This is a genomic window from Streptomyces sp. 8N616 (assembly GCF_052246385.1).
Classification (GTDB): Bacteria; Actinomycetota; Actinomycetes; order Streptomycetales; family Streptomycetaceae; genus Streptomyces.
Window position 1 is genome coordinate 203,457 of the sequence record NZ_JBQQBY010000002.1, and the last position, 26,526, is coordinate 229,982.

Annotated in this window: 23 protein-coding genes and 1 pseudogene; 13 read left to right on the forward strand and 11 right to left on the reverse strand. The window is 71.7% G+C overall.

The window, feature by feature from the left end:
• Positions 1-88 precede the first annotated feature (88 nt).
• Positions 89-371: pseudogene (locus tag ACTWQC_RS02665) on the reverse strand (amidohydrolase family protein); the annotation flags it as partial.
• Between the two features lie 488 nt (positions 372-859).
• Here ACTWQC_RS02665 and ACTWQC_RS02670 point away from each other — a divergent pair.
• Entirely contained in the window at positions 860-1,198 is a 339-nt protein-coding gene (locus ACTWQC_RS02670) for a hypothetical protein (protein WP_443313835.1), read from the forward strand.
• Positions 1,199-1,459: 261 nt separating this feature from the next.
• Positions 1,460-3,952 carry a SpoIIE family protein phosphatase gene (locus tag ACTWQC_RS02675; RefSeq protein WP_443313836.1) on the forward strand — a complete coding sequence of 831 codons (2,493 nt, stop codon included), beginning with the start codon at positions 1,460-1,462 and terminating at the stop codon, positions 3,950-3,952.
• Between the two features lie 78 nt (positions 3,953-4,030).
• On the opposite strand, the gene ACTWQC_RS02680 is transcribed toward ACTWQC_RS02675, so the two are convergent.
• Positions 4,031-5,083, reverse strand: coding sequence for a zinc-dependent alcohol dehydrogenase family protein (locus tag ACTWQC_RS02680; RefSeq protein ID WP_443313837.1), 1,053 nt, complete (start codon positions 5,081-5,083; stop codon positions 4,031-4,033).
• Positions 5,084-5,117: 34 nt separating this feature from the next.
• The gene (locus ACTWQC_RS02685) at positions 5,118-6,134 is read right to left on the reverse strand and encodes a LacI family DNA-binding transcriptional regulator (RefSeq protein WP_443313928.1); all 1,017 of its coding nucleotides are present in this window, start codon (positions 6,132-6,134) and stop codon (positions 5,118-5,120) included.
• A 249-nt stretch (positions 6,135-6,383) separates the two neighbouring features.
• Here ACTWQC_RS02685 and ACTWQC_RS02690 point away from each other — a divergent pair, with 249 nt between their 5' ends.
• Genes ACTWQC_RS02690 through ACTWQC_RS02700 form a run of 3 tightly spaced genes read left to right on the forward strand, consistent with a single transcriptional unit; the run spans position 6,384 to position 9,261 of the window.
• Complete coding sequence (locus ACTWQC_RS02690; protein ID WP_443313838.1) at positions 6,384-7,136, forward strand: (Fe-S)-binding protein; 753 nt, start codon at positions 6,384-6,386, stop codon at positions 7,134-7,136.
• On the forward strand, positions 7,133-8,608 hold the full coding sequence (locus ACTWQC_RS02695) for a lactate utilization protein B (protein ID WP_443313839.1): 1,476 nt from the start codon (positions 7,133-7,135) through the stop codon (positions 8,606-8,608). The genes ACTWQC_RS02690 and ACTWQC_RS02695 overlap by 4 nt, the downstream gene beginning before the upstream one ends.
• Positions 8,605-9,261, forward strand: coding sequence for a LutC/YkgG family protein (locus ACTWQC_RS02700; RefSeq protein WP_443313840.1), 657 nt, complete (start codon positions 8,605-8,607; stop codon positions 9,259-9,261). The genes ACTWQC_RS02695 and ACTWQC_RS02700 overlap by 4 nt, the downstream gene beginning before the upstream one ends.
• Before the next feature lie 7 nt (positions 9,262-9,268).
• Here ACTWQC_RS02700 and ACTWQC_RS02705 read toward each other — a convergent pair whose 3' ends face one another.
• From ACTWQC_RS02705 to ACTWQC_RS02740, 8 genes are all read right to left on the reverse strand, one after another.
• Positions 9,269-10,645, reverse strand: a complete 1,377-nt coding sequence (locus tag ACTWQC_RS02705) for a cytochrome P450 (protein WP_443313841.1) — start codon at positions 10,643-10,645, stop codon at positions 9,269-9,271.
• Between the two features lie 80 nt (positions 10,646-10,725).
• Positions 10,726-11,823: a terpene synthase family protein gene (locus ACTWQC_RS02710; protein WP_443313842.1), complete on the reverse strand. Its 1,098-nt coding sequence runs from the start codon at positions 11,821-11,823 to the stop codon at positions 10,726-10,728.
• Positions 11,824-12,473: 650 nt separating this feature from the next.
• Positions 12,474-13,850, reverse strand: coding sequence for a cytochrome P450 (locus ACTWQC_RS02715; protein WP_443313843.1), 1,377 nt, complete (start codon positions 13,848-13,850; stop codon positions 12,474-12,476).
• 128 nt (positions 13,851-13,978) lie between these two features.
• Positions 13,979-14,602 carry a GTP-binding protein gene (locus ACTWQC_RS02720; RefSeq protein ID WP_443313844.1) on the reverse strand — a complete coding sequence of 208 codons (624 nt, stop codon included), beginning with the start codon at positions 14,600-14,602 and terminating at the stop codon, positions 13,979-13,981.
• Entirely contained in the window at positions 14,583-14,978 is a 396-nt protein-coding gene (locus tag ACTWQC_RS02725) for a DUF742 domain-containing protein (RefSeq protein WP_443313845.1), read from the reverse strand. Before ACTWQC_RS02725 ends, ACTWQC_RS02720 begins: the two co-directional genes overlap by 20 nt.
• Complete coding sequence (locus ACTWQC_RS02730) at positions 14,975-15,361, reverse strand: roadblock/LC7 domain-containing protein (protein ID WP_443313929.1); 387 nt, start codon at positions 15,359-15,361, stop codon at positions 14,975-14,977. Before ACTWQC_RS02730 ends, ACTWQC_RS02725 begins: the two co-directional genes overlap by 4 nt.
• Before the next feature lie 25 nt (positions 15,362-15,386).
• Entirely contained in the window at positions 15,387-16,895 is a 1,509-nt protein-coding gene (locus ACTWQC_RS02735; RefSeq protein ID WP_443313930.1) for a sensor histidine kinase, read from the reverse strand.
• A gap of 522 nt (positions 16,896-17,417) precedes the next feature.
• Positions 17,418-17,936, reverse strand: a complete 519-nt coding sequence (locus ACTWQC_RS02740) for a lytic polysaccharide monooxygenase auxiliary activity family 9 protein (RefSeq protein WP_443313846.1) — start codon at positions 17,934-17,936, stop codon at positions 17,418-17,420.
• 238 nt (positions 17,937-18,174) lie between these two features.
• On the opposite strand from ACTWQC_RS02740, the gene ACTWQC_RS02745 reads away from it, so the two are divergent.
• From ACTWQC_RS02745 to ACTWQC_RS02780, 8 genes are all read left to right on the forward strand, one after another.
• On the forward strand, positions 18,175-19,389 hold the full coding sequence (locus ACTWQC_RS02745) for a DUF4032 domain-containing protein (protein ID WP_443313847.1): 1,215 nt from the start codon (positions 18,175-18,177) through the stop codon (positions 19,387-19,389).
• A gap of 13 nt (positions 19,390-19,402) precedes the next feature.
• Positions 19,403-19,750, forward strand: a complete 348-nt coding sequence (locus ACTWQC_RS02750) for a hypothetical protein (RefSeq protein WP_443313848.1) — start codon at positions 19,403-19,405, stop codon at positions 19,748-19,750.
• A 264-nt stretch (positions 19,751-20,014) separates the two neighbouring features.
• Positions 20,015-20,809, forward strand: a complete 795-nt coding sequence (locus ACTWQC_RS02755) for a VOC family protein (protein WP_443313849.1) — start codon at positions 20,015-20,017, stop codon at positions 20,807-20,809.
• Positions 20,810-20,877: 68 nt separating this feature from the next.
• Positions 20,878-21,495, forward strand: coding sequence for a 2Fe-2S iron-sulfur cluster-binding protein (locus ACTWQC_RS02760; protein WP_443313850.1), 618 nt, complete (start codon positions 20,878-20,880; stop codon positions 21,493-21,495).
• Entirely contained in the window at positions 21,492-22,496 is a 1,005-nt protein-coding gene (locus ACTWQC_RS02765; protein ID WP_443313851.1) for an FAD binding domain-containing protein, read from the forward strand. The genes ACTWQC_RS02760 and ACTWQC_RS02765 overlap by 4 nt, the downstream gene beginning before the upstream one ends.
• A complete protein-coding gene (locus tag ACTWQC_RS02770) occupies positions 22,493-24,595 on the forward strand; it encodes a xanthine dehydrogenase family protein molybdopterin-binding subunit (RefSeq protein WP_443313852.1) in 2,103 nt (700 codons plus the stop codon). Before ACTWQC_RS02765 ends, ACTWQC_RS02770 begins: the two co-directional genes overlap by 4 nt.
• Before the next feature lie 109 nt (positions 24,596-24,704).
• Positions 24,705-25,334: an alpha-ketoglutarate-dependent dioxygenase AlkB family protein gene (locus tag ACTWQC_RS02775; protein ID WP_443313853.1), complete on the forward strand. Its 630-nt coding sequence runs from the start codon at positions 24,705-24,707 to the stop codon at positions 25,332-25,334.
• Between the two features lie 133 nt (positions 25,335-25,467).
• Positions 25,468-26,421, forward strand: a complete 954-nt coding sequence (locus ACTWQC_RS02780; protein ID WP_443313854.1) for an NAD-dependent epimerase/dehydratase family protein — start codon at positions 25,468-25,470, stop codon at positions 26,419-26,421.
• The last annotated feature ends 105 nt before the right edge of the window (positions 26,422-26,526 follow it).

Sequence of the window (26,526 nt, forward strand, 5' to 3'; positions counted from 1 at the left end):
GATCGCCTTTCGGGCTGAGGACGCTATGCGGCCCCGCCGCATGGGGCTTCGCCCCTGGACCCGGGACGGGGTCTGGGGCGGAGCCCGGTACCACGTCCGCGTACGGGCGCAGGTCGTCGACCGTCCAGGCATCCCAGGCCGCCTCGGTGACCATGCCCGAGAGCTTGCAGACCGCGTTCGGCAGGGCGGCGAGGACCCGTACGCGGTCCGCCGACGGATACAGTTGCCCCCCCGGCGATGCGCGGTTTGCCCAGATGGTCGAGCACGAACGTGAGTTGGGGCCGCTTCGCGGCCGCGCTGAAGGCCGCCGGGAGCTGAAGCGGCAGGACCACCAGGTCGTAGGCGAGCCCGGCGACGGCGGCCAGTCCGCGCTCGGAAGCGGACATCGCGGGACCCGACTGGTACGCGGGCAGCGGCGCCCTCTCTCCCCCCGTACCGCTAGCTAAAGGCCGGACGGCGCCAAGGACCCGCACCAGGTCTCCATCGGCCTCGCCGAGATCTCCGTCGACCCGCGGCGCGAGGCCGTCGCCCTCACCCTCCCCACCACCCACGCCGCCGAGCCGGGCGCGCCTCCGGCGTGCGTGCCGGGACGGAGTACGACCCTCCTTCGGAGGTACTCGGCTCGGTCGACGGCTCACCCATGCGGCGGGCTGCGGCGAAACCCTTGCCGCAGCCGGCCCATACGACGGCCAACCTGCGCAGAGGCGTCCGCCGCGGCGGGCTCCGGTGCTCCAACGGGGTGACATGTGCCCCGGCCCAGCCGTCGCGGCGGCCCGGATTTCCATGCTTAATCCAGTTGCGCCGGAATTACCCCGAAGCGGCTTGGCAAGGCGGGCCGCGCCGGCGCAGGAGATCCGATATGCAAGCTGGACGAATATTCGCGGTGGCCCTCGTAACCGGTGCGACCCTCGGCCTTGCGGCTCCGGCGGCTCTCGCCGAGCCCGACCCGGGGGACCACACGTCGAAGCCCACCTCTCGCCCGACCCACCGCCCGACCGCGTCACCGACCGCAAGGCCGACGGTAAGGCCGACGTCGCCGACGGCACGGCCCACCACGCCCAGCAAGGGCACGGAGGGCGGCCTCGGCGGCAGCATCGACCAGGCGACCTCCGCGCAGATCGCCGGCGGCACCGCGCTGCTGGTCCTGGCGGGCACCGGCGCCGTGATCACGCTGCGCCGCCGCCGCGCGGACCGATAGTCCGGAACCGCGGCCATCCCGTACGGCTGACGCGTGCGCGCCGTCGCACGCGTCAGCCGTACGCACGTCAGCGCACCCGTACGCACGTCAGCGCACCCGTACGCACGTCAGCGCACCCTCGGTGCCGCGCTCCCCTCAGTGCCCTCAGTGCCTCGCACTGCCCCTCAGTGCCCCTCATCCCGACGGACCCGGGCACTGCGGTTGTGGACGCCTTGATCAGGATCGATTCTGTAGGTACTGAATCCGGGCTGGGTTGATGCCATGAGCACGTGGAACGCGGCGGACGGCGCCGACTTCCTTGGTCCCCTCGACGTGACCAGGGCGGCCACGGCAGTGCTGGACGCCCGGGGCGTGATCATCGGGTGGAGCCCGGCGGCCGAGGAACTGCTCGGCTATCCCGCGCACGAGATCATCGGGCATCGGCTGGACACGCTGCTGGTGGGCCGGCCGACTCCCGAGCCCGAATTCCCCGGTTTCGTCGAGGGCCACACCGGTCCGATGACCCACAGCGAGCCCCGTATCGCACGCCACCGGGACGGCCATGTGCTGCAGGTGGCGACGACCGTGTGCGAGCTGGAGGACGGCGGTACGGGTGCGGCACGCGTCCTGGTCACGGCCGACCTGGAAGGGCTGCGCCGCTGGGAGTCCCACCAGGCGATGTACCAGGGTCTGGCCACCCAGTCGCCGATCGCCCTGGCCATCTACGACCGGGATCTGCGCGTGGCGTGGGCCAACGCCAAGTACGAGGAGGAGATCGGCCTTCCGCTCGAGGGGTTCCTCGGCCTGTACGTGGAGGAGCTGTACCCCGGCGGCGAGTTCCTCTCCGCGAACTACCCGTCCACGCTCCCGGAGGTCATGCGGTACGTGCTCGCGACGGGCGAGCCGGTGGTCGATCTGCACTTCCGCGGCCGCCCGCCCGCGGACCCGGAGAACGACCACTTCTGGTCCTGCTCGTACTACCGGCTGCAGGACGCGCGCGGCCATGTGCTGGGCGTGTGCGAGGACGCCTTCGACATCACCGACCGCTACCGGGCCCAGCAGCGTCTCGAGCTGCTGGTCCGGGCGGGCGGCAGCATCGGCACCACGCTCGACATGGCGCTGATCGCGCGGGAGATCACCGAGGTGGTGGTCCCGCAGTTCGCCGACACGGTGACGGTCGACCTGGTGGAGGACGTGCTGGAGGGCGAGGAGCCGGACTCCGCGCAGGAACTCCCGGGCCCGCTCGTGCGGATGGCGCGGCGCTCGGATTCGCAGGACGCGGCGGAGGGGGCGGAAGCCGAGGGGGCGGCCAAGGGGACCGAGGGAGCCGAGGGAGCCGAGGGCGCGGAGGCCGGGGCGGTGCGGGAGCCGTATCGCATCGGCTATCCGGCGGCCTCGCCGCAGGACCGCGGCCTCTCCTCGGGCAGGGCCGTCCTGGAAGGCGGCACCCTGGTCGTACCGCTGCGCGCCCGCGGTACGACGATGGGGCTCGTCACCTTCCTGCGCACCCGCAACCCCGCGCCCTTCGACACCGGGGAGCTCTCGCTGGCCGACGAGCTGGTGGCCCGCACCGCCGTGAGCCTCGACAACGCCCGCCGCTACACGCGCGAACGCACCGCGGCCCTCACCCTGCAGCGCAACCTGCTCCCGCAGCACCTGCCGCCGCAGTCCGCGGTCGACGTTTCCTACCGCTATCTGCCCACGGACAGCCGGGCGGGCGTCGGCGGCGACTGGTTCGACGTCATCGCCCTCTCGGGGACCAGAGTCGGACTCGTCGTCGGAGACGTCGTGGGCCACGGCCTCAACGCGGCGGCCACCATGGGGCGGCTGCGCACGACCGTACGCGCCCTGGCGCGCCTCGACCTCGCCCCCGACGAGCTGCTCTTCCGCCTGGACGACCTGGTGGGGCAGTCCGCGGAGGAGCGGGCGTCCTCGAAGGGCCCGGGCGGTCTCGGCCCCGAGGACGACGTGGCCACCGGGGTGACCTGCCTGTACGCGGTCTACGACCCGGTGTCCCGGCTGTGCACCATGGCCCGGGCCGGCCATCTGCCCCCGGCGATCGTCGGGCCTGGTGGAGCCCTGTCCTTCCCCGAACTCCCGCCGGGTCCGCCGCTGGGCCTCGGGGGCCTGCCGTTCGAGTCCATGGAGATCGAGCTGCCCGAGGGCAGCCTCATCGCGCTCTTCACGGACGGCCTGGTCGAGTCCCGCCACCGCGACGTCGACGCCGGGCTCGAGACGCTGAGCGGCGTGCTCAGCGAGCCCCGGGACTCGCTGGACGACCTGTGCGACCTGGCGCTCGCCGAGCTGCTGCCGAGCGGCCCGGAAGCCGACGATGCGGCCCTGCTCCTCGTCCGTACCCGGGAGCTTGGCGCGCAGCGGGTCGCGGTCTGGGAGCTGCCTGCAGAGCCCGCGGGGGTGGCGAAGGCCCGTGAGCTGGCGACCAGCAGGCTGTGCGCATGGGGCCTGGAGGAGCTGGCGTTCACGACCGAGCTGGTCGTCAGCGAGCTGGTGACGAATGCGATCCGGCATGCCGCACCGCCTGTACAGCTCCGGCTCATCCGCGACCGCACGCTGCTGTGCGAGGTCTCGGACGGCGGCCACACCTCGCCCCACCTGCGGCACAGCGCCAGTGACGACGAGGGCGGGCGCGGGCTGTTCATCGTCGCCCAGGTGGTGCAGCGGTGGGGGACGCGGTACACGCCGTCCGGGAAGACCATCTGGACCGAACAGGCCTTCCCGGACACGGACGCGCCCCTCCCCCACGCACTCCGCTGACCGCCTGCCCCGCGGCGACACCCCCCCGCGCCCGACGTCGGCGCCGAGAGCCGGATGAAGCCGGTCGCGCGACGTCCGTCAGGCGGACCGGTGCGGTTCGATCACCGTGACGCCCCTGGCGGACGCCGTCCCCATCGCGGCCAGCGCCGCCGGCGCCTCGTCGAGACCGATGACCGAGGTGACGAGAAGGTCGGGCCTGAGGAGTCCGGAGCCGACCATGTCCATCATGGCCGGGTAGGCGTGCGCGGCCATGCCGTGGCTGCCGAGCACCTCGAGCTCGAGCGCGACGACGCGCGCCATCGGCAGCGCCGGATCCCCCGTCGCCGACGGCAGCAGCCCCACCTGCACATGCCGCCCGCGGCAGCGCAGGCTGTTGATCGAGGCGGCGCAGGTCTGCGGGCTGCCCAGTGCGTCGAGCGACACGTGGGCGCCTCCGCCGGTCGCCTCGAGCACCGCCTCCGCCGCACTGCCCTGCACCGACGAGGCGTCGACGCACACGGCCGCGCCGAACCGCCGTGCCAGGGCCAGGGCCTCTGCCGAGACGTCGACCGCCACGACCCGCGCCCCGCACGCGGCCGCGATCATGACCGCGGACAGCCCCACGCCGCCGCACCCGTGCACCGCGACCCACTCCCCGGGGGCGGTCCTGCCCTGTGCCACGACGGCACGGAACGCCGTGGCGAAGCGGCAGCCGAGGCCGGCCGCGGTGGCGTAGGACAGGCCGTACGGCAGGCCGACGAGGTTGACGTCGGCGTTCTCGATGAGGACGTACTCGGCGAACGACCCCCAGTGGGTGAAGCCCGGCTGGGTCTGCCGCTCGCACACCTGCTGGTCGCCCGCGGCACACGCCGGACACCGGCCGCACGCGCAGACGAACGGCACCGTGATCCGGTCGCCCGGACGCCAGTTGACGACGCCGGGGCCCACTGCCTCCACGACGCCGGACAGCTCGTGGCCCGGCACATGCGGCAGCCGGATGTCCGGGTCGTGCCCGACCCAGCCGTGCCAGTCGCTGCGGCACAGCCCGGTCGCCTCGACCCGGATCACCGAGCCGTACGCGGTCGGCTCCGGGTCCGGCACCGTCCTGACTTCGGGCTCCTCGCCGAACTTCTCGAACATCACGGCACGCATCGGACCGCACGCTCCTTCGCTCGGGCCCCCCAGGCTATCCGCGGTGCGAGACGCGGCTGGACTCCCTGACCACCAGTTCCGGCTGGAGCACGATGCGCTGGTGTTCGTGCTCCTCCGCGCCCCCGCCCGTCTCCTCGATCAGGAGGTCGGCGGCCGCGCGGCCCATGCGGAAGGCGGGCTGGCGCACGGAGGTGAGCGGAACGGCGGCCGCGGCCGCGAACTCGATGTCGTCGTAGCCCACCAGAGCCACGTCCTCCGGAATGCGCACTCCGGCCCCGTACAGCGTCTGCAGCACGCCGAGGGCGAGCAGGTCGTTCGCGCAGAAGACGGCCGTCGGGCGCGGGGACAGGGCGAGCAGCCGCGCCCCTGCATCCCGGCCCGCGGGCACATCCAGCCGCTCCACCTCGATGTGCCGGAGCGCGCTGCCCGGCAGCCCCGCCTCCGCCAGCGCGTTCAGCGCACCCGTCCGGCGGTCCTGGCACTGTGCCAGGTGCATGGGCCCGCTGATGTACGTGATGCCGTGGTGGCCGCATTCGAGGAGGTGGCGTACGGCGAGCGTGCCTCCGGTGACGTCGTCGACCGACACCGAGCACGCCTCGGCGCGGGGCACCTCGCGGTCGACGTAGACGAGCGGGATGCCGTGCCGCCGGAAGTTCTCCAGGCTGCGGCCCGTGGGGTCCGCGGGCATGATCAGCACGCCGCGCACCCGGTGCTCGGCAAAGAGCGAGAGGTAGTCGGCCTCTTCGGTCGGGCTCTGCGCGCTGTTGCACAGCATCACACCGAGACCGGTCGCGCGGGCCGCGCGCTCGGCTCCGGAGGCCACCTCCGCGAAGAACGGGTTCGCCATGTCGAGGACCAGCAGCGCGATGATCCGGCTCCGGCCCGCCCGCAGCTGCCGCGCCGACTCGCTGCGCACGTACCCGAGCCGGTCGATCACGGCGAGCACCCGCTCGCGGGTCTTCTCCGCGACCATCTCGGGCCGGTTGATGACATTCGAGACCGTGCCGACCGACACCTTCGCCTGCCGTGCGACGTCCTTGATGCCCACCATGCGTGCTGCCACGACCCCCGACCGTCCGCCTTCCCGCGCTCCCCGCGGCCCGTCCGTCACGGCCGCGGCATCATGCTACGCAGGACCGCGCCCGCGCACCCCGGCTCAGCCGGGTTCGCCGGACGAGCTGCGCTCCCTGCTGGGCAACGCCCGGACCCTGCGGCACGATGAGCCCATGGGTGATCACGTGCCACGGCAGCGGGCGGAGGCCCGGATTGCGGACGGCCCCGAGGAGCGGGAGGAGCAGCCGTGCGGGTAGCGCTCTTCGTCACCTGCGTCAACGACACGCTCTATCCGCGCACCGGGCAGGCGGTCGTGACGCTGCTGGAACGGCTCGGCGTGCGGGTGGACTTCCCCGCCGCACAGACCTGCTGCGGGCAGCCCCAGTTCAACACGGGCTACCGCCACGAGACCGAGCCGCTGGTGCGCCGCTACGCCGCCGCCTTCCGCGACTACGACTACGTGGTCACCCCGTCCGGCTCGTGCGCGGCGATGGTGCGGGACGGCTACCCACGGATCGGCGCCAAGGCGACCGCGGAGGGGCGGGGCGGCGAACTGGCCGCGGCCGCGGCGAGCGCGGTCCCGAAGACGTACGAGCTGACGGAGTTCCTCGTCGATGTACTGAAAGTGACGGACGTCGGGGCGTACTACCCGCACACCGTCACGTATCACCCCACCTGCCACGGGCTGCGGCTGCTGGGTCTCGGCGACCGGCCGCGGCGGCTGCTCGAGCACGTCAAGGGGCTTGAGCTGCGCGAGCTGCCGGACGCCGAGGAGTGCTGCGGATTCGGCGGCACCTTCGCGGTCAAGAACGCCGCCGTGTCCGCCGCGATGGGCGCGGACAAGGCGCGCAACATCGCCGCCACCGGGGCCGAGGCCGTGTGCGCGGTCGACAACTCCTGCCAGATGCACATCGGCGGCACGCTCGCCCGGCTCGGCTCCCCGGTGCGCCCCGTCCACATCGCCGAGATCCTCGCGAGCACGGAAGGGGATGAGCGATGAGCGGCACGTTCCTGGGCATGCCCGCCTTCCCGCAAGCCGCGGCCGAGTCCACGCGGAACGTCACGCTGCGCGCCAATCTGCGCCACGCCACCCAGACCATCCGCGCCAAGCGGGCGGAGGCGGTCGACGAGCTCGAGGACTGGGCGCAGCTGCGCGCCTCCGGGGCCGCGATCAAGGACCGTACGCTGCGCCATCTCGACCACTACCTGGAGCAGGTGGAGGAGGCGGTGACAGCGGCCGGGGGCCAGGTCCACTGGGCGGTGGACGCGGCCGAGGCCAACCGGATCGTCACCGGGCTCGTACGGGCCACCGGCGAGACGGAGGTCGTGAAGGTCAAGTCGATGGCGACCCAGGAGATCGGCCTCAACGGAGCGCTCGCCGAAGCCGGGATCACGGCCAGCGAGACCGATCTCGCCGAGCTCATCGTGCAGCTCGGCGACGACCTGCCCTCGCACATCCTGGTCCCCGCGATCCACCGCAACCGCTCCGAGATCCGCGACATCTTCCGGGAGAAGATGGCGCATTGGGGCCGCCCCGCGCCCGACGGGCTGACGGACGCACCCGCGGATCTCGCGGAGGCGGCCCGGCTGCACCTGCGCGAGAAGTTCCTGCGCGCCAGGGTCGCGGTCTCCGGCGCGAACTTCATCGTGGCCGAGACCGGCACCCTGGTCGTCGTGGAGTCCGAGGGCAACGGCCGGATGTGCCTGACCCTCCCCGAGACCCTCATCTCGGTCGTCGGCATCGAGAAGGTGGTGCCCACGTGGCGGGACCTCGAGGTCTACCTGCAGCTCCTGCCCCGCTCCTCCACGGCCGAGCGGATGAACCCGTACACCTCGATGTGGACCGGGACTTCGGACGGCGACGGGCCGCGGACCTTCCATCTCGTGCTGCTCGACAACGGCCGCACCGACGCACTGGCCGACACGGTGGGGCGGCAGGCGCTGCGCTGCATCCGCTGCTCGGCGTGCCTGAACGTGTGCCCGGTGTACGAGCGGGCGGGCGGGCACGCGTACGGGTCCCCGTACCCGGGCCCGATCGGCGCCATTCTGACGCCCCAACTGCGCGGTACGGGCAGTGAGCTGGACGCGTCGCTGCCGTACGCGTCGTCGCTGTGCGGGGCCTGTTACGAGGTCTGCCCGGTCGCCATCGACATCCCCGAGGTGCTGGTGCACCTGCGGGAACGGGTCGTCGAGGGCGGCGAGGTGACGCGGCGCGGCACCAAGGTCACCCTCAAGCCCGCGAAGGGGCACGCGGCCGAGCGGGCGGCGATGCGCGCGGCCCGCTGGACGCTGGACCACCCCGGCGCGCTCCGTGCCGGTCAGCGCGTCGCGTCGCGCACGCGCAGGCTGCACCCGAAGCGCCTGCCGGGCCCGGGCCGGGCGTGGTCCGACACCAGGGAACTGCCGGAGATGCCCGCCGAGTCGTTCCGCGACTGGTGGCGGCGCACCCGGGGCGAGGGGAGCGCGAAGTGAGCAGCAGGGAGCGCGTGCTGGCGCGGGTACGCCGGGCGCTGGCGGACGTCCCGGAGGACGAGCGACCTGAGGACGTTCCGGTCGCCCGCGACTATCTCCGGGTCCACGGCGAGCGGACCCCGGCCGGGACCGCGGACCTGCTCGCCGAGAACCTGGTGGACTACCGGGCCGTCGTGCACCGCTGCTCCGGCGCGGAGCTGCCGGGCCTGATCGCCCGGCTGCTCGCGGGCCGGGCCCGTACGGCTCTGGTGCCGGGCGGGCTGCCGGAGGAATGGCTCGCAGCAGCCGTGGCCGAGGGCATCGAACTCGTAGCGGACGCTGCGGAGTCGACGGCCGGTGAACTCGCCGCGGTCGACAGCGTCGTCACCGGCTGCGCGGTCGCCATCGCCGAAACGGGCACGGTCGTCCTCGACGGCGGCCCCGGCCAGGGCCGCCGCCGGATCACGCTGGTGCCCGACCACCACATCTGCGTGGTCCGCGTCCCCGAACAGCTCGTGGACTCCGTACCCCAGGCCCTGGAACGGCTCGCCCCGGCCCGCCCGCTGACCTGGATCAGCGGCCCGTCGGCGACGAGCGACATCGAACTCGACCGCGTGGAGGGCGTCCACGGCCCGCGCACGCTCGAGGTGGTCCTTCTCGAGACCGACTCCTGAACGCGCCTCACCTGGGGGCCCTGTCGCCGCTGGTTCTGGGGGTGGGGCGCATGTGCAGCCCCCGGGGGCTCAGGATGGAGCCCAGTGAGGGGCGTACCTGTGCGCCGGGTACGGGCTCAAGGCGCCAGCGTGCGGCGATGGTGGCCAGGCCGAGGGTGGCTTCGGTGGTGGCGAAGACATCCCCGATGCACTTGCGGGCGCCCTCGCCGAAGGGCAGCAGAGTGCCGCGCGGCGGGCGTGTGGCATCGCGGCCGTTCTTCCAGCGGTCGGGGTCGAAGCGCTCCGGATCGGGATACAGGTCGGCGCGGTGGTGGATGAGGTAAGCGCTGTACGCCACGGTGGCGCCTGCCGGGAGGGGGTGCCCGCCGAGCCGGGTGTCGCGCGTGGTGGTGCGGGTGAGCAGCCAGCCGGGCGGATAGAGCCGCAGGGTTTCGGTGATGATGCGGCTGGTCACCTCCAGGCGGGGCAGGTCGTCGTAGGTGGCGGCGCCGCCGGCGAGGACGCTGTCGGCCTCGGCGTGCAGTTGTTCTTCGATGCCGGGATGGTGCGCCACCAGGTGCAAGGCCCAGGCCAGGAGGCTGGCGGTGGTCTCCGTTCCGGCGAAGAAGAAGGTGGTGCACTGGTCGATGAGCTCGGTGTCGGACAGTCCCTCGCCTGCGCCGTTCGAGGCCACGGGGTCGCGGGCGGCCAACAGGGTGGACAGCAGGTCGCCGTGGTCGGTACCACTGGCGCGGTAGTCGGCGATGATCGAGCTGATGTTCCGGCGGATGCGAGCGCGCGCCCGGTCGTACTGGCGGTTGCCCAGGACGGGCAGCCTGTCCAGCGGAGGGGGCATGAACATGCGCTTGTAGAAGCCTTTCTGAGTACGGTTGAGATCCTCGAGCATCTCGGTGAAGGCGGTGTCCGTGAGCGCGGCGCCGGCGATCATGGTCGCGACGAGGGTGCGCGCGGTGATCGCCTGCATGTCCGGGAAAACGTCGACGGTCCGGCCGTCACGCCAGGAGCCGGTGACAGCGGAGATCTGTTCCGTCATGACCCGCGCGTACCCAGGAAGGCGCGCCGGATGGAAAGCCGGCTGGGTCAGGCGCCGCTGTCGCCGGTGCTCACTGTGGGGACAGGTGCCCAGCCCATTGCCCAGCGCCTCCCGGATCCTGTTGAAGATCAGTCCCCCCTTGTCGAAGGTGCGCTCGTCGCGGAGGACCTGGTGGGTCAGTTCGGGATCGCAGACCACGTACACGCGCTGGGGGCCGAGCCTGACTTGGACGAGGTCACCGCTGGCGGGCAGCGAGGCGAAGAACGGCAGGGGGTTGCGCAGCAGCGCCACAGCGTGGCCGAGCAGCGGTAGCGTCCCCGGCGCCGCGGGTGCCGCAGATATGGCCTTCATGATCGCTCCTAGGGGTCGCCGTCATGAGTGAGCCGGAAGATTTCCCGTCGAACGCCGTGGCCGGATCGCCCACCAGTTCGTCAGGCTTGCAGGGAGTCGCCCACGAGGTTTTCCAGATAGCTGGGCAGGTTGCCCGGGCGCGCGTCGACAGCCGAGTAACGCAGGCTGCGTTGTTGCCAGTCGTAGTTGCCGCGCATGACGGACATCAGAGCGGTGCGGAGATAGCGGTCGACCATCTCGCGCTGGTCCTGGGTGAGGTCCAGCGCATCACACACCTCGGGAGTCCTGCGGTAGAGACGCCGGAAGGCGGTGGTCCGGGTGCGGACCAGGGACTGGATGGAGGCGACGGCGTCGTCGCGTTCCAGCCCGCGGCGCCGCTGGAGGAAGAGGACGGAGTTGAGAGATTCTTCCCGGGCGTTTTCCTTCACGGCCGAGGCCACGTCGTTGCACAGAGTGACCACATCGGTGGCCAGGTCGCGCATGGCTTGAATGTGGTGCGTGTGGAAGGCCTCCCGCGGGATCTCGAAGTGCTGGGTGCGCTCGGACATGTCGTACACGGGAGTGGTGCCGATGGTCAGGCGGCGCAGCCTGAGGTAGCCCTCGACGGACCGGAGGGGCATGCCACTGCGGATGACCGACTCCTCCAAGTTGCCGACGAAGTACCGCTGCCATTCGCGAGCCGCGCGGGTCCGCCACGCGTCGGACATGCCCTGGCAGGACCGAGCCCAGATGTCCGCCCAGGCCACAGTGGCCGGGACCGCGTACGAAGGCGGCGTGCCCGGGGGCAGATGGAGGAGGGAGATCAGCTCCTTGGAGGCGGCTACGGCCTCCATGCGTAAGCCGCCCGGATCGTCGAACTGATCGTCGAAGAGGAAGAAGAACCCCAGGACGTCCGCTCCGAGGAGCAGATCGTCGCCGCGGGCGTGGGGATGGAAGCGGCCGGCGAGTTCGGTCAGCCGCCACGAGTCCATCCGTCCGACGGCAGCTTCGCTGCGCAGCATGCCCTGTTCACACAGCCAGGTCAGGGAGCGCTCGTGAACAGCAGCGACATCGGAGCTGATCTCGTCCGGGAAGGGAATGTCGAACGCTGTCTTCTGAGGTGCGGTCTGCCGGCCCTCGGGAACGTGCATGGTGACCACTGCGCCGTCGGCCGGGACCGGAACACTGCGGATGTTCATCAGGCTCCTCCAGTTGTTGGGATCGGCCTTCTGCCGACCTGTTCCTCGGAAGGCCAGGGGCGCGTCTCGGTCGGAGCGATGTTGCTCAACTGCCGGGAGGTGCCTGCGGGCGAGGGCAGTTGCGGGGGCAGGACGAAGCGCTCGGTTCCTCGGCTGCGGTGATGGTCTCGGCAGTGTCGAAGCCGACGGGGGCGAGCCGCTCAAGCCCGCGCTGTGCGAGGACTCCCTGCACGGCATCGATTCCCCATCGACCGCCCGCAGCCTTCCGAGGGCGTCATAGTGTCGAGCAGCCCTGCTGCTCGCTCAGTCTCCGGCTTCACCGGACCCCACCCCTTTGCATCAGACTTGCTCCCGCGGCCGAGAGGGCGCCACCGTGCTGATGCTGTCGGCACCACTGTCCAGTAGTGCACACACTCCGGGCGCGGAGGACAACCCCGCCGAGAGGAGTGCGGATGCACGGGACATGAGGGGCATGCGCCCAATGCGCCGGAGTACGCAGAAGGTCCTGCTCGTGCGCCCCTGTGCGCCGTGCGGGAAGGGGAGGGCCACGCCTCGGTGGCCGGGACCGCCGGATCTGTACCCGTACAGATCCGGCGGACGGGAACAGGCAATGCACGACTACCTGTTCATTGAGGGGCCGATACGAGCTGTCAGCCGCGTCGCAGCCATCGCTTCACCGAGGCCCACCAGGTCCGGCGGGTCCGCGGTCCGGGGACCGAAGGCGAGGGCACAGGGGACTCCGCCTCGGGGGACATCGGCGCGGGGCCGGCACCCAGGGACACTCCTCGGGGCCCGGAGTCCTCCGCGGTCTGGGAGCTCGGTGGGATCCGGGGCGCGGACTGCGAGGTCTGCTCGGCGGGTTCCGGCTCGGCGCCGGTCCCGCGCCGCGGCGCGAACTTCACGGGGATGGCCACCAGGTGGCGGGTCCAGGTCGTGGAGCGCCAGTTCAGATCGCTCTCCGGAACGGACAGCTCGAGGTCGGGCAGCCGCATGAGCAGGGTGTCGATGGCGGTGTCCGCGATGGCCCGGGCGATCTCACGGCCGGGGCACTCGTGCGGGCCGCCGCCGAACGAGAGGTGGGAGCGGTTCCCGTACATGGCCGCATCGGTGTCGGGACGGATCTCCACGTCGAAGTTTCCGGCGGCCACCCCGAGCAGCAGCATGTCCCCGGCCTTGATGGGGTTACCGTCGAGCTCCGTGTCGTCGGTGGCCCACCGGGCGGGGACCACGATGGTCGGCGGCTCGTCCCAGAGCACCTGTTCCACGGCGTCGGGCAGGGTCATGTGGCCACCGGCCAGGGACGCGCGGAACCGCTGATCCGTCAGCACCATGCGAAGGACGCTGGCCATCAGACTGGTGGTGTTCTCGTTGGCGGCGATGAGGACGAGCCACAGGTGGTTGAGGATCTCGTCGTCATCAAGGCCCGCGCGGTGATCGATCAGCCATGACGCCAAGTCGGAGCCAGGTGCGGTGTGCTTGCGCGCTACGAGCTGGCCCAGCACCTCCCTGATGTACGCGTTGCTCTCGAGCGCCTTCTCCGAGCCCTTCACCAGCTCCGTCGCGGCCTCCACCAGGCGCGGACCGTACTCCTCGGGCATCCCGAGCAGCTGGGTCAGCACGATCATGGGGAGCTGCTGGGCGAACTGGCTGATCAGGTCGGCGTGCCCGGCGCCCGAGAAGTCGTCGATCAGGCGGTTGGAGAAGCGGGTGACATACCGGCGGACCCCACGCCGGTCGAATCGACCCATGCTCTCGTTGATCGCCTCGCGCAGCCGCCGGTGCTCTTCTCCGTCCGCGGACATGCAGTCCGGCCGCCAGGCGACCACGGGCAGCAGGGGGGAGTCGGCGGGAACCCGGCCTTCCTTCAACTCGCTCCAGAGGCGGGAGTCGTTGGAGAACCGGCTGGGTGTCCGCACGACCTCCAGAATCTCCCGGTAGCCGAGGACCAGCCACGCCGGCAGATCGCCTGTGAGCAGGACCGGCGCCACCGCTCCGTGCTTGGACCGCAGCTGCTCGAACATGCTCATGGGATCGGCTTCGTACTCGGGCCCGAAGAGCCGTACCCCTCCTCCGGTGTCCGCGTGGGCGTGAGCCGGACACCCGGGCGGTGGGGCGAGCGTGGAGTCGGGTCCTGTGGGGTCGAAAGGGGAGGGCGTCACTGTGACTCCGGAGTCGCGGTAGTGAGGGTGTGCAGGTAGCGCATGAGCGTCAGCAGGGCGTCACGACAGGAGGCCCGGTCGCGGGCGTCGCAGTCGATCATGGGCACGTAGTCGGGCAGGTCCATGGCCGCCCGGAGTTCGGACAGCGGATGGACCGGGGCGTCGGGGAAGGCGTTGATGGCGACCACGAAGGGCACGCCCCGGTCCTCGAGACGGCCGATCACATCGAAACTGACCTCCAGCCGCCGGGTGTCGACCAGGACGACCGCGCCCAGCGCGCCTTCGAACAGCCCGTTCCACAGGAACCAGAAGCGCTCCTGGCCGGGCGTGCCGAACAGGTAGAGCACCAGCTGCTCGTTCAGGCTGATCCGGCCGAAGTCCATGGCCACGGTGGTCGCGGTCTTGTGCTCCACCCCGGCGATGTCGTCCACACCGACACCGGCCTGGGTCATCGTCTCCTCGGTGGTCAGCGGCCGGATCTCACTCACCGAGCGGACCAGGGTGGTCTTTCCGACCCCGAAGCCTCCGACGATCACCACCTTGACGGCTGACGTGGCCGAGGCGGGGAGGGCGTCCTCGCTCCGGGGCCCCACGAGTGCCTCAGAGGTTGTGCAGTCCATGCATCACCGCCTCCAGAAGTTCGACATCGGGCAGCGCGGCGGCCGGGATCGGCGCGCGAGCCTCGACGTGGCCGCCGTCCAGGAGATCCGCAAGGAGCACCGTGACCGTGCTGACGGGCAGATGAATGTATGCGGAGATCTCGGCAACGGACAGCGGGTAGTTGCACATGCGTATGATCGCTGCGTGCTCGGGCTGCATGCCGGAGCCCGGCGCGCCCCGGGTCACGATCAGCGTGACCAGGTCGATGGGGGTCTGCTGGGCGGGGCGGCTCCGGCCTGACGTGACGACGTAGAGCCGCTCCGGTCCGCCCTCCTCCCAGTCCTGTTGCCGTTCCTGTTCCGGTCCTCCACTCGTCTCTTCGGGTCCGTCGCTCACGTGACCTGCCCGTCGGCCCGCGGTGGGCTGGTGAGGTGCTCGCCGATCCGGGCGACCAGGTCCCGCATGCGCTGCCCCATGAGGCCTGCGTCCACCCCTTCGTCGGCGAGCACCGCGAGATACGCCCCGGCACCGGCCGCCATCAGATAGAAGAAGCCTCCGCCGACTTCGATCACGACGAGCCGCATGTACCCGTCACCGTCAGGGAATTCGGCCGCGATGGCGGCCGACAGGCTCTGCAGTCCGGCACAGGCCGCGGCAAGGCGATCGGCGGTGTCCGTATCCGTACCGAACTGGGCCATGCACAAGCCGTCCGAGGACAGCACCACGACGTGGCGGGTCTGCGGAACGCCGGACGCCAGGTCCTTGAGCATCCAGTCCATGTTGAGCCGCTGCTGTGTCACTGACTTACTCTTCCTTGTCCAACGACTCATCGCTGTCCGGCCGGCCGGCGCCGTCCGGCGATGGTGTCTCTCCGGAAACACCGCTCTGGAAGGCGGCCAGCCACATCCCGGGCTGTACGGGCGGATCGGCGGGTGCCTGCTGGGGCTTGGGCACCATGGCGGAGGCCGCGGGCGCGGACCTCGCTCGCGGGGCGGCGGGGGCGGCCGGGGTACGGCGGCGCCGCTGCGGCAGGCCATGGGCGTTGTGCGGTGACGCGAGCGCCGACTCCTCGGCAGCCGCCGCAGTTTCGGCCTGCTGCGCCGGAAGGGGCTTGATCCTGGGCCTGGGCGGCGGCAGGGTGGCGGCCCGGGCAATCTGACCGCCGGGCGCGGGAGTTGCGGCTGTCAGGTCCTGAGGGACGATCAGGACCGCCCGAACGCCGCCGTATGCGGACGGGCGCAGGGAGACCTTGAAGCGGTTGGCCTGGGAGAGCCGGCCGACGACGGCCAGGCCGAGCCGCGGTGTCTCGCCGAGGTCGTCGAGGTCCAGGCCTGCCGAGGCCTGCTCCAGCACCCGCTCGGCGCGGCTGCGGGCCTCCTCGGTGAGGCCGACCCCGGCGTCCTCGATCTCGACGGCCACACCGGACTGGACCTCGATCGCGGTCAGATGGACGCGCGTTTGCGGGGGCGAATAGCGCGTGGCGTTGTCCAGGAGTTCGGCCAGCGCGTGGATCAGCGGCTCGATCGCGGGCCCCACGATCGCGACCTCGGCCACCGAGTGCAGATCGACCCGCCGGTAGTCGAGGATGCGGGACATGGCGCCGCGGAGCACATTGAACAGCGGCACCTTCTGCTGCCACTGGCGGCCGGGCCGGGCTCCACCGAGTACGGCGATGCTGTCCGCGAGGCGCCCGATGAGCGCGGTGCCGTGGTCGAGGTGCAGCAGGTCGCCGAAGACGTCCGGATCCTTGCCGTGCTTCTCCTCCATCTCCCGCAGGTCCTGCGCCTGCTGGTGGACGATGGCCTGCACACGTCGCGCGATGTTGACGAAGGCCCGCTGTGCGGAGTCCCTGAGGCCCTCCTCCGCCTCCACCGCTTCGACCACGGACCGCAGCAGCGCCTGGTGGGCGGCCTCGAACTCCGGATTGAGCCTGGACTCGAGGACGATGTCCTGCAGTACCTCTTCGCCCAGCGCGCCCGTCTGGAGCCGCGCCATCGCGGCGGGCAGCAGCTCCTTGGCGAGCCGGACCGTCTCGGCCTCCTGGTCGGCCAGACGTCCTCGCAGAAACGCCTCGTGCTGGGCAAACCGCCTCCGCAGTGCGGCGATCGTACGTCCACGGCGCACCGCCTCCAGGGCGACGACGGCTACGGCCACGGTCGCCGCCGCACCGCACCAGACGACCGGCGCGCGGGCTCCGGGAGGGGCGAGCCAGACGGCTGCCCCGGCGCAGACGGCCAGCAGAAAAGGAGGCAGTAACCACATGGGGGTGGAGGCGGGCCCCCAGTCATCGGGTGACGAGCCGGCACGGACCATCGGCATCCTCAAAAGCTTCAGGGAAGGAAAGGGGAAGGGACGAGAGAACATGCGGGAGTTCGGGCACCAGCGGGGCGGGGGCCTGAACACGTGCGACGACCGCAGTCACGCTCACCGGCACTGGGCCGCAGGGCGCTCACGGCGGTGATCCCGCACGAGGAAGCCGGTCCCAGGACGCCCGAGCCCTCGCGCGGTCAGCGGCGCGCAGCAGTCGGCACGACAGCTTGTAGTCGCCACAACGCGCTGCGCAACAGGGAGCATAGCCGCTCCGGGGCCGCTCGGCGGCTCAGGCTGCATATACCACAGGAATGTACGCACGTACGAAAAACATAAGCGGAGGTTTGCCTCAACTCCCCTATTCTGCCGGGGACTTGGCGCAATGCGGCGTCGTACCACTTACCGGGCGCACCCCGGATGGGGGCCCGGACGAAGCCTCGTACAGAACGCGAAGCGGCCTGGGGCGGGGGTATGTTGCCATCCACCGCAAGCCGCGAACAGGGCTGTGATTCCCTTCGCCGGACGCTAGCCGCCGATGTTCACGTCAATGCACGCGTAGAACGCATTGGCCGTGTCCGCGATGTTCCACACCGCGAGCACCTTCTGCTTGCCGCTGATGCCGCCGAAGTCGACCTGGTGCGTGACGGTCTCGCCCGGCTGGGCTCCTCCGTCGTCGAACTCGGCGACCTTCGTGCCACCGACGAAGTACTGCCAGGTGCTGGTGGAGTGCCGTGCGGTCAGCTTCCAGCTGAAGCCGGCCGTGCTGCCGACGGGCGTGACCGCCCAGCCCTTGCTGTCGTCGTCGAGCTCGGCGAACTGCGCGTTGCCGCCGCTGCAGCTCGTCAGGCCCTTCGGCCCTTCGACACTCTGCGGCTCGTACTTGATGGGACCGCAGGGTACGGTCCCCGCGGCGCACTGGGCCTGCCTGCTCGGGGGCGACGACACGTAGCCGTGTGCACTGGCCGTGCTCGCCGGAAGGCTCAGGGCGAGGAGAGGGGCGACACCCGCACCGATGACGACGGCCAGCTTCCTTTTCTTGTGCATGTCAACTCCTTCACAGCGGAGGCCGCCGTCAGGGTGGGGTGGCGGCCCCGCTGGTGGTGGGGGGACGTGAAGTCGTCAGTGGTCGGCCAGGGTCGGCGGCGCAGTCGCCCACAGAAGGGCAACTGCCAACAGGGCGACTCGAGTTCACGCCCGTGGACATTGGTCTAGACTTTACCCCTCGTCAGCCCTCGGTCAAGGGCACTCCCACCGACCTGCGTCTCTGCCCCAGACTGTGCGCATGGAGCTGCAGATCACCGCGACCTCGCCCGAGCACCCGGCCGCCCTCCTCGACCTGCCGTGGAGCGTCCCGCTGGCGGAATGGCCGGACGAGCACCTGGTCGCGCTGCCCCGCGGCATCTCACGCCACATCGTCCGGTTCGCGCGAGCGGGCGACGAAGTGGTCGCGGTGAAGGAGGTCGGCGAGTGGGCGGCCATACGCGAGTACGGGCTGCTGCGCGACCTCGACCGGCTCGCCGTCCCCGCGGTCGACGCGGTCGCGGTCGTCACCGGGCGGACCGGCGAGCGCGGCGAGCCGCTGGAGCCGGCCCTCGTGACCCGCCACCTCAAGGGCTCGCTGCCGTACCGCTCGATGTTCGAGACGACGATGCGGCCCGGCACGATCAAGCGGCTGCTCGACGCGCTCGCCGTACTGCTCGTGCGACTGCACCTCATCGGATTCGCCTGGGGGGACTGCTCGCTGTCCAACACCCTCTTCCGGCGCGACGCGGGCGCGTACGCCGCGTACCTGGTGGATGCGGAGACCGGACAGATCCAGCCGCAGCTCACGGGCGGGCAGCGGGAGTACGACGTCGAGATCGCGCGGGTGAACATCGCCGGCGAGCTGATGGACCTGGAGGCGGGCGGGTCCCTGCACCCCTCGGTGGACCCCGTGCTGTTCGGCCAGGCCATCGCCGAGCGGTACGACGAGCTGTGGCATGAACTGACCCGCCAGTCGGTCTACCCGCTCACCAAGCGGCACTACATCGACCGGCGCATCCGGCGCCTCAACGACCTCGGTTTCGACGTGGCCGAAATGCAGATCCAGCGCTCGCCGGACGGAGACGCGGTCACGTTCCTGCCGAAGGTCGTCGACGCGGGCCACCACCAGCGGCAGCTGCTGCGGCTCACCGGCATGGACGCGGAGGAGAACCAGGCGCGCAGCCTCCTCAACGACCTGGAGACCTGGATGGTCTCGCAGGACGACTACGCGCCGGGCGATCCTCTCGGCGCCCGCCCCGAGGTCCTCGCCCACCGATGGGTCCGCGACGTCTTCCGGCCGACCGTACGGGCCGTCCCCCGCGAGCTGCGCGGCTCCACCGACACCGCGCAGATCTACTACGAACTGCTGGAGCACCGCTGGCTGCTGTCCGAACGAGCGCAGCGCGACGTGGGTCTGGAAGCCACCGTCGAGGACTACGTGCGGACGGTGCTGCCGCACCATCCGGAGGTATGAGCATCCGGCACGGATGGACGCCTCAGCGGCGCACGGCGTACACGCTCCCGGCATCGTTGCCCACACAGACCCTGCCGCCCGCCGCGGCCAGGGCCGAGTCACGGGTCCGCCGGTGGTGAACTTCCAGCGGCGGCGTGACGGGCGGCCTGAGGAGCGGCCGGACGGAGAGCCGGACCGGTCGCGGTCCCACAGGAGGCCCGGACCGGCGATGCCGAGCGCCGCGGCGGTCCCGGTGCGCGAGACCGGCGGCGTGAATGGCCTGAACCGCCTCGGCCAGACCCGCGCCGAGCGCGCCAGCGAGGGCTCGGGCAGCACCCCGCACCGGGCGACCGCGCCCGACAGCGATACGCCCGGTACGTAGACGGTGGCCGGCCAGGGAGGCTCACCGTACGGGCCGGCGTCGACAACCGCTGCCGTGAACGCCGCTCACCGCTCCCGCCGCCGCGGGCTCCCGGGGCGGGCGGCGGCTCAGCGGAGGTGCGCAGGCGGGAGGTGCGCAGGCGGGAGGTGCGCGCCGAGTGGCGGTGGCCACCGTTCTCCGGGAGCCTGGCGGTGGCGGGGGATTTGACCCGGCCCGTGGCCGGACGGGGCCCAGGGCGGGGATTCACGTCGTTGGAGGCGCATCATGCCCGAGGTCACCGCTCCGTACGCGCCCGGAACCCCCTGCTGGGTCGATCTCATGGCCCCCGACCAGCAGGCCGCCCTGGACTTCTACCGCGATCTGTTCGGCTGGCAGGGCGAGATCGGTCCGCCCGAGTTCGGCGGCTACGCGACCTGCGAGCTGCACGGCAAGCCGGTCGCCGGGATCATGTCCGCGCAGCCGATGGGGGACCAGCCGGCGCCGCCCACCGTCTGGACGACCTACATCGCCTCCGCCGACACCGACGCGACGGCGCGGGCGATCACGGAGAACGGCGGCACCATCGTATTCCCCGCGGACGATGTCTCCACGCTCGGCCGGATGTTGATCGCCGCCGACCCGGACGGCGCGGTGTTCGGGGTCTGGCAGGCGAAGGACTTCCCCGGCGCCCGGATCGTCAACGAACCCGGTGCGGTGATCTGGAACGAGCTGGCGACCTGGGAGCCCGACCGGGCCCGTGAGTTCTACCCGGCCGCGCTCGGCATCGGCGTCTCCCTCATGGAGGGCTTCGAGGACTACTTCTCGCTCGACGCGGGCGGCCGCACGGTCGGCGGCATGCGGCCCCAGGGTGAGGAGACGCCGAAGGAAGTGCCCTCGCACTGGCTCACGTACTTCGCCGTCGACGACACGGACTCCACGGTGGACGCCCTGGTCAGGGCGGGTGGCACGGTGCTGCAGCCGGCGTTCGACATGCCGGCGGGGCGGATGGCCGTGGTCCAGGACCCGCAGGGCGCGGTGTTCGCGGTCCTCAAGCCGGTCCCCGTCACGCCGCCTGCCTAGGAGCGGCCGGTCAGCGGGCGGCTGCCGCCCGACATGCGGCCTCCATCCCGTGGTGGGAGGCTTCGCGTATGGCAACCGCCCTCAGCAGCGCGATCACGCTGCGCATCAACGGGGAGGACCGTTCCCTCACCCTCGACAACCGCGTGACCCTGCTCGACGCGCTCCGGGAGCATCTCCGGCTGACCGGTGCGAAGAAGGGCTGCGACCACGGGCAGTGCGGGGCGTGCACAGTCCTCATGGACGGGCGCCGGGTGAACAGCTGCCTCGTCCTGGCCGTCGCCGCGGCCGGACACGACATCGTCTCCATCGAGGGTGTCGCCGCACTCGACCCGACGAGCGATCTGCATCCCGTACAGCGGGCGTTCATCGACCACGACGGCTTCCAGTGCGGCTACTGCACGCCGGGGCAGATCTGTTCGGCGATCGGTGCGCTCGACGAGGCGGCGCGCGGCTGGCCCAGTCACGTCACCGAGGATGTGGCGGCAGGGATTTCCTCGCCGAGCGCTCTGGACGCGGACGATGTCCGCGAGCGGATGAGCGGCAACCTGTGCCGCTGCGCGGCCTACGTCGGCATCGTGGACGCGATCCTCGAGGCGGCAGGTGCGGCGGACGGCGCGAGCGGGAGCGGGCAGCGCGCCTCCGCCGCGGGATCCGCTCCCCGGCCGGCCACGGGAGCCGCACGATGAGGCCCTTCGCGTACGAGCGCGTCACCGAACCCGAGGCTGCGGCCAACCTTGTGGCGGACCGTCCGGACGCGATGTATCTCGCGGGCGGCACCAACCTCGTGGACCTGATGAAACTCGGCGTCGCCAGGCCCGCGGTGCTCGTGGACATCTCCGGGCTGCCCTACGACCGGATCGAGCACCGGCCCGACGGCGGCGTGCTGATCGGTGCGACCGTGCGCAACGGCGAGCTGGCCGGCGACCGCGGTGTCCGCGAGCGCTTCCCGCTGCTCGCCGAGGCACTGTTGTCCGGGGCTTCCGGCCAGCTGAGGACGCTGGCCACCACCGGCGGGAATCTGCTGCAGCGCACCCGCTGCGTGTACTTCCAGGACGTCACCAAGCCGTGCAACAAGCGCGAGCCGGGAGCGGGCTGTTCGGCCATCCACGGCAGTCACCGCGACCTCGCCGTAATCGGCACGTCGGACGCCTGCGTGGCCACCCACCCCTCGGATATGGCGGTGGCGCTGGCCGCCCTCGATGCCACGGTGCATCTGCAACGCAACTGCGGCACGGACCGGGTGCCGCTCTCGGAGTTCTACCTCCTGCCCGGTGACAGGCCCGACCAGGAAACGGTGCTGGGGTCCGGTGACCTGGTCTCCGGCGTCGAGCTGCCGCCGCCTCCCGCCGGGGCGGCCATGCGCTACCGCAAGGTCCGCGACCGCTGGTCCTACGCCTTCGCGGTGGTCTCGGTCGCCGCCGTGGTCGCGACCGGGCCCGACGGCGCGCTCCGCGACATCCGGCTCGCGCTCGGCGGAGTCGCCCCGAAGCCGTGGCGGGCCCGGCGGGCCGAGGAACTGCTGACGGGCCGGCAGCCGACGCGGGACCTGCTCCGGTCCGCCGCGCGGGCCGAGTTCGAGCCTGCGCGCCCCCTCCCCCACAACGCATTCAAGATCGACCTCGCCGTCGACGTGATCGCGGCGAGCGTGCTGGATCTCGCGGGCGGAGCGGGCGGAGAGCGGGCATGACCACGCTGGAGCGGTCCGTCGGCGCGCCGGTCTCGCGGGTCGAGGGACGCGACAAGGTCACCGGGGCCGCGCTCTACGCGTACGAGTACCCGGTGCGGGACGTGGTGTACGCCTGGGCCGTGCAGTCGACGGTCGCGCGCGGTCGCGTACGCGCCGTGGACGGCAGCGCCGCGCTGGCCCAGCCGGACGTCCTCGCGGTGCTGGACAGCGGCAGCGTCCCCCAGCTGCACCATGCCGACGACCCCGAGCTGGCCGTGCTGCAGTCCCCCGAAGTCGCCCACCGCGGGCAGATCGTCGCCGCCGTGGTCGCGACCACGCTGGAGGCGGCGCGCGAGGGTGCCGCGGCGGTACGGGTGGAGTACGACGAGGAGGAGCACGACGCCCTGCTGCGCGCGGACGATCCGCGGATCTACGTGCCGGACGCGGTCAACGGGGGCTTCCCCGGCGAGCTGGAGTCCGGTGACGTCGAGAGCGCGCTGGCCACGGCCCCGGTCGCCGTCGACGCCACGTACACGACGCCGCCCGAGCACGCCTGCCCCATGGAGCCGCACGCCACGATCGCGGTCTGGGAGGGCGACACGCTGACCCTCTACAACGGCGACCAGGGGCCGTGGGTGTCCGCGACCGTGCTCGCCGCGCTCTTCGGCCTCCCCGCCGAGTCCGTGCACATCGTCGCGGATCACGTGGGCGGCGGCTTCGGCTCCAAAGGCCTCCCCCGCCCGCCGACCGTGCTCGCCGCCCTGGCCGCCCGGGCCGTCGGCAGGCCGGTCAAACTCGCCGTCACCAGGCAGCAGATGTTCACGATGGTCTCCTACCGGACGCCGACCGTGCAGCGCGTGCGCCTCGGCGCGGAGAAGGACGGCCGGCTCACCGCCATCTGGCACGACGCCGTCCAGCAGAGCTCCAGAATCGCCGAGTTCTGCGAGCAGACGGTCACGCCCACCCGCGTCATGTACGCCGCCCCCAACCGGCGTACGACGCACCGGCTCCTGCGCCTCGACGTGCCGACCCCTTCCTGGATGCGGGCCCCGGGCGAAACACCGGGCATGTTCGCGCTCGAGTCCGCCATGGACGAGCTGGCGTACGCGCTGGCCATGGACCCCATCGAACTGCGCGTGGCCAACGAGCCGTCCGTGGACCCGGAGTCCGGGCTGCCGTTCAGCAGCCGCAATCTCGTCGCGTGTCTGCGGGAGGGCGCGGCCCGCTTCGGCTGGGACCGCCGGGACCCCACTCCCGGCGTCCGCCGCGACGGCCGCTGGCTCCTCGGAACCGGCGTCGCGGCCTCCAACTACCCCGTCTATCTCATGCCGGCCACCGCCACCGCGCGCGTGGAGCCCGACGGCAGGTTCCTCGTACGGATCGCGGCGGCCGACATCGGCACGGGAGCCCGTACGGCCCTGACGCAGGTGGCGGCGGACGAACTCGGCGCGCCGCTGGACCAGGTGACCGTGGAGGTCGGGCGCAGCGCCTACGGTGCCGCCCCGTACGCCGGCGGGTCCCTGGGAATGGGCTCCTGGGGGTGGGCCGTGGGCAAGGCATGCCGGGCGCTGGCCGCGGAACTCGACGACAGATCCCGGGCGGTTCCGCCAGGCGGTCTGGAGGTACGGGCGGACACGACCGAGGACTTCCGGGCCAGGAAGAACCTCTCGCGGTACTCCTTCGGGGCGCAGTTCGCGGATGTCCGGGTCGACGCCGACACCGGGCAGGTCCGGGTCGACCGGTTGCTCGGCGTCTTCGCGGCGGGCCGCATCATCAACGCCCGTACCGCGCGCTCGCAGCTCATCGGCGGCATGTGCATGGGCCTGTCCATGGCCCTGCACGAAACCCTCGAAATGGACCCGCGGTTCGGCGACTTCGCCAACCACGACCTGGCCACGTACCACGTGGCGGCGCACGCCGATATCCGCGCCGTGGAGGCCCACTGGCTCGAAGAGCAGGATGAGGAGCTCAACCCGATCGGCGCCAAGGGCATCGGCGAACTCGGCATCGTCGGCACCGCGGCGGCCATCGCGAACGCCGTCCACCACGCGACGGGTGTCCGCGTCCGGGACCTGCCGATCCTGCTGGAGCGTGTCCGGTCCGGTCCGGCCACCGCCTGACGGGCGTGGACGGCCCGAGGAGCTCGATCGGCTCGATCGGCCGATCGGCTCGATCGGCTCGACCAAGCTGATTAGCTCATACGTTCTAATCCGAGCGTAGACTGTCGCCATGGCCATTCACCTGCAGGGCTCGCTCTTCGACGAGACCGACGAGGTCGGCCTGCGGTCGCTGGGCCCCATCCGCCGCACGCCGCTCGGCCGCGGCGCGTGGATCGACGTACTGCCGGGCTGGCTGACCGGCGCCGACGCGCTGTTCGAGTCGCTCGCCACCTCCGTGCCCTGGCGCGCCGAGCAGCGGCGGATGTACGAGCGCGTGGTCGATGTGCCACGGCTGCTGGCCTTCTACGGGGCGGACGATCCCCTGCCCCATCCGGTGCTGGCGGAGGCCCGTACGGCGCTCAGCGGGCACTACGCGGAGGAACTGGGCGAGCCCTTCACCACCGCGGGACTCTGCTACTACCGCGACGGCCACGACAGCGTCGCCTGGCACGGGGACAGGATCGGCCGCGGCGACACCGAGGACACGATGGTCGCCATCGTCTCCGTCGGAGAACCGCGGTCCTTGCTCCTGCGGCCGCGGGAGGATCACGGGCGGACGGTCCGGCAATCACTGGGCCACGGCGACCTGATCGTCATGGGCGGCTCGTGCCAGCGCACCTGGGAGCACTCGATCCCCAAGACCAACAGGCCCGTCGGCCCCCGCATCAGCATCCAGTTCCGGCCGCACGACGTGGCCTGAGACGAACCCGTCGACCGCCCCACGCCCCGGCCCCCCTGCGCACAACCCCTTCCCCTTGCCTGCGCCCATAGCAAGAGTTATAGTCTCTAACTAAAGCGAGGTACCGTAACGAATTGCTCATGGAGGAGCCGTCATGTCTGCTGCCGAACGCGACGAACTGCACGTCGTCCTGGGGTCGGGACCCGCCGGCACCGCCCTCGCCGCCGAGCTGGCGCGCAGGGGGCGCGAGGTCCGCCTCGTGAACCGCTCAGGGTCGGGACCCGCCATCGAGGGGGTGGACCGCGTCGCCGGGGACGCGAGCAGCGCCGAGCAGATGCGCGCTGCCATGACGGGCGCCGCGGTCGCCTACCACTGCGTCAACGTGGGGTACGAACTCCAGGTCCAGGTGATGCCCGGCATCCAGCAGGCGGTCCTCGCGGCGGCCGAGGCCACCGGGGCGCGCCTGGTGGTGCTCGACACCCTCTACCCGTACGGGAACACCGGCGGCGCGGTGATGACGGAGGACACCCCTTGGCGGGCGACCACCCGCAAAGGCCGGATGCGCGCCGAGCTCGACCAGAACTACCTGACCGCCCACCGCGAAGGCCGGGCCCGCGTCGTGCTGGGGCGCTCCGCAGACTTCGTGGGGCCCGGGGTCGTCAACTCCACGCTGGGCGGCGCGGTCTTCCCCGGCGCGCTCGCCGGCGGGGAGGTCCTGGCCCTGGGCGACATCGACCTCCCGCACAGCTGCACCGCCATCGGCGATGTGGCCGCGGGCCTGGCCACACTGGGCGAACACCCCGAGGCCGACGGCCGGGTATGGCACCTGCCCACCGCACCCGCACTCACGACGCGCGAGGTCCACACGATGATCGAGGAGCGCGTCGGGCGTCCGCTGAACCTCGTGGTCCTGGAGGAGGCCCGCCCCTTCGGCCCGTTCGACAAGGTGTTCATGGACGAGTACGCCGAGATGTTCTACCAGCACACCGAGCCGCAGATCATGGATTCATCCGCCTTCGAGCGCGCCTTCGGGGTGCACCCGGCCCCGATGAGCGAGACGCTCGACGCCACGCTGTCCTGGTACCGCGACTGGCTTGCCGGCCGGTGAGGCCCGGTCACGTCCGCCTGCCCTGACCCGGGCCAACGGCCCGTGGGGCAGCGGGCGTTGCAGCGCGGAAGACGGCCGTCGCCGTGCCGGCTGAGCGGCGAGCGG